We start from the raw sequence: 6379 nt of genomic DNA on the forward strand, positions 1-6379 counted from the left end.
GGGCCGGCAAAGTGAGCGAGCCCACGCCGGGCCTGGCCGCCCTCACGGCCCGCATGCTGCTGGAGGGCACCACCACCCGCACCGCCCGCCAGATTGCCGACGAAGTGGCCTTCTATGGCGCGTCGCTGGAGTGTGACTCGGGCTTCGACCGCGCCACGCTCACGCTGTATTGCCTCACGCGCCACCTGCCCACGCTGCTGCCGCTGGTGCTCGACGTGCTCACCAACCCGGCCTTTCCCGAAGCCGAGCTGCAGCAGCTGAAAACCCGCACCATCCAGAATGTGCGCGTCGAGCGCCAGAAAACCAGCTACCTCGCCACCGAGCGCTTCAACGAGCTGCTCTTCGGCGACGACACCGCCTACGGCCGGCCCTTCGACGAAGCCGCCTACCAAAGCCTGACGGCTGAGCAGGCCCGCGCCTTTCATCAATCGGCCTACTCCCTGGCCAATGCCGAGCTGTTCCTGTGCGGCGACGTGGCTGCCGAGCGCGACCTCGTGGCACAGGCCTTCGGCACCGATGCGCTGGCCGGCGGGGCACTGCCGCCGCAAAAAGTAGAACTGCCTGATTTCGCGGCCGCCGCGCCCGACTACGTGGCGGTGCCCGGTAGCCTGCAGGCCTCCATCCGCATGGGCCGGGCGTGGCCCGCGCCCACGCACCCCGACACGCACCGCCTGAAGCTGCTGGTGAACGTGTTCGGCGGCTATTTCGGCTCGCGCCTGATGCGCAACATCCGCGAAGACAAGGGCCTGACCTACGGCATTTACGCCAGCGTGGCCCCGCGCGAGTACGGTACTTCACTCGTCATCGGCACCGATGTGAAGGGCGAAAGCGCCGCCTTCGCCGTGAGCGAGATTGAGCTGGAGCTGCGCCGCCTGCAGGAGGAGCCCATTCCGGCCGAGGAGCTGGAAACGGTGAAAAACTATCTGCTGGGTAAGTTCGCCAACGAGCTTTCTACCGTGTTCGAGCAGTGCGATAAGTATAAGAACATCATATTCCTGGGCTTGCCGGCCGACTACTACACGCAGTTCGTGCAGCAAACCGAAACCGCCGATGCCGAAACGCTGCAAGCGCTGGCGCAACAGTACCTGAGCCCGGCCGATATGCAGGTAGTGGTGGCGGGGCCGACGGTCTAAAAATGGCAGGACGATAAAATAAGAACGTCATGCTTCGACTGCGCTCAGCATGACGTTCTTATTTCTACCTACTTATACTTGCTACGCCTCCACCTGAATGGCCGGCGGCGTGGCGTTATACTCGGCCGTGGCGGTGCGGTGCTCGGCGCTTTTCTTGCCCTTGTCGTCCTTCATATCCTTGCGGCTGAAGGGGCGGATGATGAGGCGCAGCGCCTGGTCGGTGCTGAAGTAGCTGAAGGCCCAGTCGACCAGCGCCACCACTTTGTTGCGGAAGCCCACCAGCGTCATCAAGTGCACAAACAGCCAGGTGAGCCAGCCGAAAAAGCCGCGGAAGTGAATGTTTTTGGGTAGGTCGACCACGGCCTTGTTGCGGCTCACAATGGCCATCGAGCCCTTGTTGTTGTACACGAAATCGAGCGGCTTTTCGAGGCGCATCATGCGCTGCAGGTTCTCGGCGAGGTGGTCGGCGTGCTGCTGGGCCACGGGGGCGAGCATGGGCAGACCCTTGGGCATGTCGGGCGTCGTCATGTTGGCCACGTCGCCGATGGCGAAGATGTTGTGCTGGCCCTCCACCAGGTTCCAGCCGTTCACGGTGATGCGCTTGTTGCGGGTGATGACCTCGGCGGGCAGGCCGGGCACTTCGGCCCCGTTCACGCCGGCGGCCCAGACCAGGTTTTCGGTTGGGATGTATTCAGTGTCAGAATAATATGCCTTGCCGTCCTCGTAGCGCTTGATGGACGTATTCAGGTGCACGGTTACGCCCAATTCGTCCATGTAGCGCTTAGCGTCGGCCTGCGAGGCGGGCGACATGGGCCCGAGCAGCGCCGGCCCGGCTTCGACCAAAAAAATCTGCATGGCCTGCAAGTCAAGCTCGGGGTAGTCTTTGGGCAGTACGTGCTTGCGCATCTCGGCCAGCGAGCCGCTGATTTCGACGCCCGTGGGGCCGCCGCCCACCACCACAATGTTCAGCAGGGCCTGCTTTTCGGCGGGGTCGCTGGTGAGCAGGGCTTTCTCGAAGTTCTGAAAAATGAAGCTGCGCAGGTTCAGGGCATTCGGAATGCTCTTGATTTGCATGGCGTTGCGCTCGATGCTCTCCAGCCCGAAGAAATTGGTGAGCGAGCCCGTGGCCAGCACCAGGTAATCGTAGCGAATATCGCCGACGCTGGTAGTCACGGTGTTGGCGGCCGGGTCGATGCGCTGCACGTCGGCCATGCGGTAGAAGAAGTTCTTCTGGCCCGCGAAAATCTTGCGAATGGGATAGGCAATGCTGTCGGCCTCCAGCGCCCCGGTGGCCACCTGATACAGCAGCGGCTGGAAGTTGTGGTAGTTGTTGCGGTCGATGACCACGACTTGCACGGGGGCTTTGCGCAGCGCCTGCGCCAGGCGCAGGCCGCCGAAGCCGCAGCCCACAATCACCACGCGGGGCTTATCGGAAACAGGAAGGTTGGTATCCATAGAACCACAGATTGAACGGATTTTAGCGGATTGAACGGATTTTAGCTGATTGAACGGATTTTTTGGGGTTCCGCGCAGTCGGGCCGTCACGTCAAAACGCGAAAAAGCCGGCCTTTGTTTATAAAAGCCGGCTTCAGCTGTCGGATACAATGGGGTTAATTGCCGCTGTTTACCAGTTGGTCAGGTGAAGCGCGGCAACCACAAATAATCCGTTCAATCCGTTGAAATTCGTTTAATCTGCGGTTATTCGTCGTTGTAGTTCTTCTTCTTGAACTCGCCTTTTTTTACCTGCTGAATGAGCTGTAGCCAGCTGAAGGGGTTGAGCAGCGGGTTGTTGGAGTATTGGTTGGGGGCCATGCCCATTTTGCGGTCGTAGTCCAGGCTCTGGTTGGCCATGGTCTGACGGAAGTTGGCCGTGGGGCCCATGGGCTGGGTCCGGAAAATTCGGTTCATCAGCTCCTCGTTCAGGTTGTCGGCGGCGGCGGTGCCGCGCTCCGTGGGCAGGCGCAGGGCCAGAAACGCTTTTTTGAAGTCGCGCTCGGTGGTGTAGGGGAATACGCGCACTTCGGGCAGCACGGTGGCATCCTCAATGAGCTGAATAACCACCGAATAGCTCTGGCGGCGGAAATCGGGCGGGATGACGATGGTTTGGTTGGCGTAGCCCAGCGAGCGAATCACGATGCTGTCGCCGGCCAGCACGGCCATCGAAAAGTAGCCGTAGATGTTGGACGTGGTGCCGCGCCCGGCCCGGGGCACGTAGATGCTGGCCCCCGGCACGCCGAGCAGGCTGTCGCCGCTGGCCACGATGCCGGTGAACTGAATGACCTGGCGCTTGCCCTGAGCATGCGCGCCCGGCGCGGCCAGCAGCAAGCTCAGCAGCAGCGCGGCAATAAAAACGGAAAGGCCACGAAGGCGCAAGAAATCAGGCATATTCAGATAGCGAGAAAACAAATATACGCCGCCCGGAGCGGGGGCGTTGATACCTTTGGATGGAGAATGCACGAAGGGCGCAACTCCCTTCCCAGACAGCAGATGCGCTTGAAACATTTCACGGTTGCTTTCGGGCAGCAACTTTTTAAATCGTTGGGCGACGAAAGCCGCGTTCGCATCCTGCATTTGCTGTGGCGCAACCGCGAAATGGTGGTGGCCGACCTCGAGCAGGTGCTCGATTTCACCCAAACCAAAACCAGCCGGCAATTATCGTACTTGAAGAATGCAGGTTTGGTGAACGTGCGCCGGCTCGACAACTGGATGTACTATTCGCTGAAGGAAGAGACGGCCGAATTGCTCCAACAGCTGCTGCTGTTCATGGAAAAAGACCCGCAGCTGCTGCACGACCAGCAGATTTACCAAACTCTGTGGTCGAACCGCGAGCTGGCCGCCTACAAGCTGCAAAACCGCCACTGGCACGGGCGGTAGAGGTAGGAGGGGGCAACGTCCGCGCCCGGGCTGCGTTCAAGCGGGCATGACGCCAGTTCGCCGCCTATTCGTGTGTACCAATCAGAAATCCGGGGTAGGGGAGGCCGTGGCCAAAGCCCTGAAAAAGGAACTGAAGCTGCAGGGCCTCAAGAAGCTGCTGCTGGACGGCGAGCGCCAGCACGTGCGCGTGCAAACCTGCAATTGCCTCGACCTATGCAAGCAGTGCAAAAAAGGACCCGGTGCTGCCCTCGTGGTGTACCCCGACGGCACGGCCTACGGCAACGTGCGCCCGACCGATGCCGCCGTGCTGGTGGCCGAGCATCTGGGGCGCAACCAAGTGGTAAAACGTTTACTGATTGAAGAGTAGCTAAGGCGGCCGGAGCTGAGCAATAAGCCGTATCCAGTGCTCTGCGGGAGCCGGCCAACCGTAAGCCGGCTTAATCCGTTGATAGTGTAATTCATTAGTTTTTCACCCCACCGCTCCTATGCGTTTTTCTCTCGCAGCCCTGCTTCTGACGGGGTTGGCTTACACTGCGGCCGCTCAGCCCGCCGCGCCCCTCGATTCTGTTTTCACCACGCCGGCTGCCGCGCCCGGCCCGGCCCCGCTGGCCACCCAGATGCAGCCGCGCAGCACCAAGTCGTTTGGCCAGCTGGGCAAGAACAAGACGCTGACGTTGTTGCCGGTGCCGGTGGTGTTCTACCAGGCCGAAACGGGCTTGGGCTACGGCCTGGGCGGGCTGCTCAGCGGCCGGTTCTCAACCGACACGCTTACGCGCCCATCCAACGCCCGTCTGCAGTTCTGGACGACTACGAAGGGGCAGTCGCTGTTGCAATTGGTGCACACGGTGTACACGCCGGGCGAGAAATTCTACCTCAACGGTGAAATCAGCGCCTACGACATTCTGCTGTATTACTACGGCAAAGGCCCTGGCACCGCGACGGCCAATGAGTCGGAAACCAAATACAAGCTGTTCATCGTCAATCAGCGCGTGCAGAAGCAAATTGTGCCCAAGCTGTTTTTCGGCGCGCAGTACCGCTACACCGGCATCAGCAACATTGATGTGCCGGGCAAGACGACCGATGGCCAAGGCACGAACGTATTCTACACCGACCCGCGGATGACCGAGCGCGAGCGGCAGAACACCCGCGTGTCGGGCCTGGGCCCGGTGATTACCTACGATACCCGCGATGTGCCGCTGGCCGCTTTCCGGGGTAATCTGCTCGATTTCGGGGCCACGTTCAACGGTACCGGCCTGGGGTCCGATTACCGGTTTGTGCGCTACCAGCTCGATGCCCGCCACTTCCAGCCGCTGGGCTCGACGCGCACCATTCTGGCCGCGCAATTCCTGGGGCAGTTCCACACCGGCGACGTGCCGTTCCGCGAGCTGGCCGGCATCGGCGCCAACCTCGGCGGCATGCTTTACAACAACGGCAACCTGCTGCGCGGCATTTACGAGCAACGCTACCGCGACCGCCAGATGATTATGTTCCAAGCCGAAATCCGGCATAAGCTGTTTCCCAACGGCGGCAGCGTGTTGAGCCGGTTCGACGGCGCCATATTCGGCGGTGTGGGCAACGTGAACCAGTACATCGACAAATTCGCGCTGGGCGACACCAAATACGCCGGCGGCGCGGGTATTCGCTTCAACTTCATCCGCCGCGACCGCGTGAACCTGCGCCTCGATTACGCCGCTGGTAGCGGTAGCTCGCCGGGCATTCTGTTTGCCATTGGCGAGGCGTTCTAAGCGCAGCCGTCAGCATCGATTGCAAAAAGCCTCTTCCCGTTTGCGGGAGAGGCTTTTTTTATGGCGTTCAGCCGGCGATTTTAACTCGGCAGCGGGTCCGCAATACGGGGCTGACAGCAAGACTGGTAGCGGCGAAACGAGCTGGTAAATATCTTTTTCAATTCGTTTTAAAGTAAGCTGGGCGTTATCCTTTCACTGGGTTGGGCGTAAGCCTCGGCAATGGACCACGCTACCCCCGCCCGCTTTCTGGCGGCGCACGAAACCACTGCCCCGGCTCCGCCAGCGCTGCTGACCGCCGTGCCGCGCGATGCCGATGCGGACCGGTTGCGCCAGCAACTGCCGCCGCCGCGCGCCGGTCTGTGCATCAGCGTCATCATTCCGGCCAAAGACGAAGTAGCCAACCTGCCCGCCACCCTGGCCGCGCTGGCGGCCCAAACCGATTTGAATGGCCGCCCCCTGCCGCCCGACTCGTACGAAGTCATTGTGCTGGCCAACAATTGCCTGGACGACACGGCGGGCCTGGTGCAGCAACAGGCCCGGCAATTCCCGCAGTTGGTACTGCACGTGGCCGAGCTGTGCCTGCCCGGCGAGCATGCCCACGTGGGCCGCGCCCGCCGCCTGCTGATG

General features: G+C 61.4%; 6 protein-coding genes and 1 pseudogene. 5 read left to right on the plus strand and 2 right to left on the minus strand.

What is annotated here, in order from left to right:
- On the plus strand, positions 1-1133 hold a 1133-nt coding region (locus ACYVDE_RS12205; protein WP_460501824.1), incomplete at its 5' end, for a M16 family metallopeptidase.
- 81 nt (positions 1134-1214) lie between these two features.
- Here ACYVDE_RS12205 and ACYVDE_RS12210 read toward each other — a convergent pair.
- Together ACYVDE_RS12210 and ACYVDE_RS12215 are read right to left on the minus strand one after the other, a co-directional pair.
- Positions 1215-2588, minus strand: coding sequence for an NAD(P)/FAD-dependent oxidoreductase (locus tag ACYVDE_RS12210; protein ID WP_460501825.1), 1374 nt, complete (start codon positions 2586-2588; stop codon positions 1215-1217).
- A gap of 243 nt (positions 2589-2831) precedes the next feature.
- Entirely contained in the window at positions 2832-3518 is a 687-nt protein-coding gene (locus ACYVDE_RS12215) for a carboxypeptidase-like regulatory domain-containing protein (protein ID WP_460501826.1), read from the minus strand.
- Positions 3519-3620: 102 nt separating this feature from the next.
- Between ACYVDE_RS12215 and ACYVDE_RS12220 the strand changes: the two genes are divergently transcribed.
- From ACYVDE_RS12220 to ACYVDE_RS12235, 4 genes and pseudogenes are all read left to right on the plus strand, one after another.
- Positions 3621-4007 (plus strand): ArsR/SmtB family transcription factor, encoded by a 387-nt coding sequence (locus ACYVDE_RS12220; RefSeq protein ID WP_460501827.1) that lies wholly within the window; start codon positions 3621-3623, stop codon positions 4005-4007.
- 70 nt (positions 4008-4077) lie between these two features.
- Entirely contained in the window at positions 4078-4374 is a 297-nt protein-coding gene (locus ACYVDE_RS12225; RefSeq protein ID WP_460501828.1) for a (2Fe-2S) ferredoxin domain-containing protein, read from the plus strand.
- 118 nt (positions 4375-4492) lie between these two features.
- Positions 4493-5752, plus strand: coding sequence for a BamA/TamA family outer membrane protein (locus tag ACYVDE_RS12230; protein ID WP_460501829.1), 1260 nt, complete (start codon positions 4493-4495; stop codon positions 5750-5752).
- 219 nt (positions 5753-5971) lie between these two features.
- A pseudogene (locus ACYVDE_RS12235) lies at positions 5972-6379 on the plus strand (hypothetical protein); the annotation flags it as partial.

It is taken from the genome of Hymenobacter agri, from assembly GCF_054778495.1.

Coding starts and splice junctions, on each gene's coding strand:
- ACYVDE_RS12210 (WP_460501825.1), bottom strand. CDS start 2,588: ATGGATACCAACCTTCCTGTTTCCGATAAGCCCCGCGTGGTGATTGTG.
- ACYVDE_RS12215 (WP_460501826.1), bottom strand. CDS start 3,518: ATGCCTGATTTCTTGCGCCTTCGTGGCCTTTCCGTTTTTATTGCCGCG.
- ACYVDE_RS12220 (WP_460501827.1), top strand. CDS start 3,621: ATGCGCTTGAAACATTTCACGGTTGCTTTCGGGCAGCAACTTTTTAAA.
- ACYVDE_RS12230 (WP_460501829.1), top strand. CDS start 4,493: ATGCGTTTTTCTCTCGCAGCCCTGCTTCTGACGGGGTTGGCTTACACT.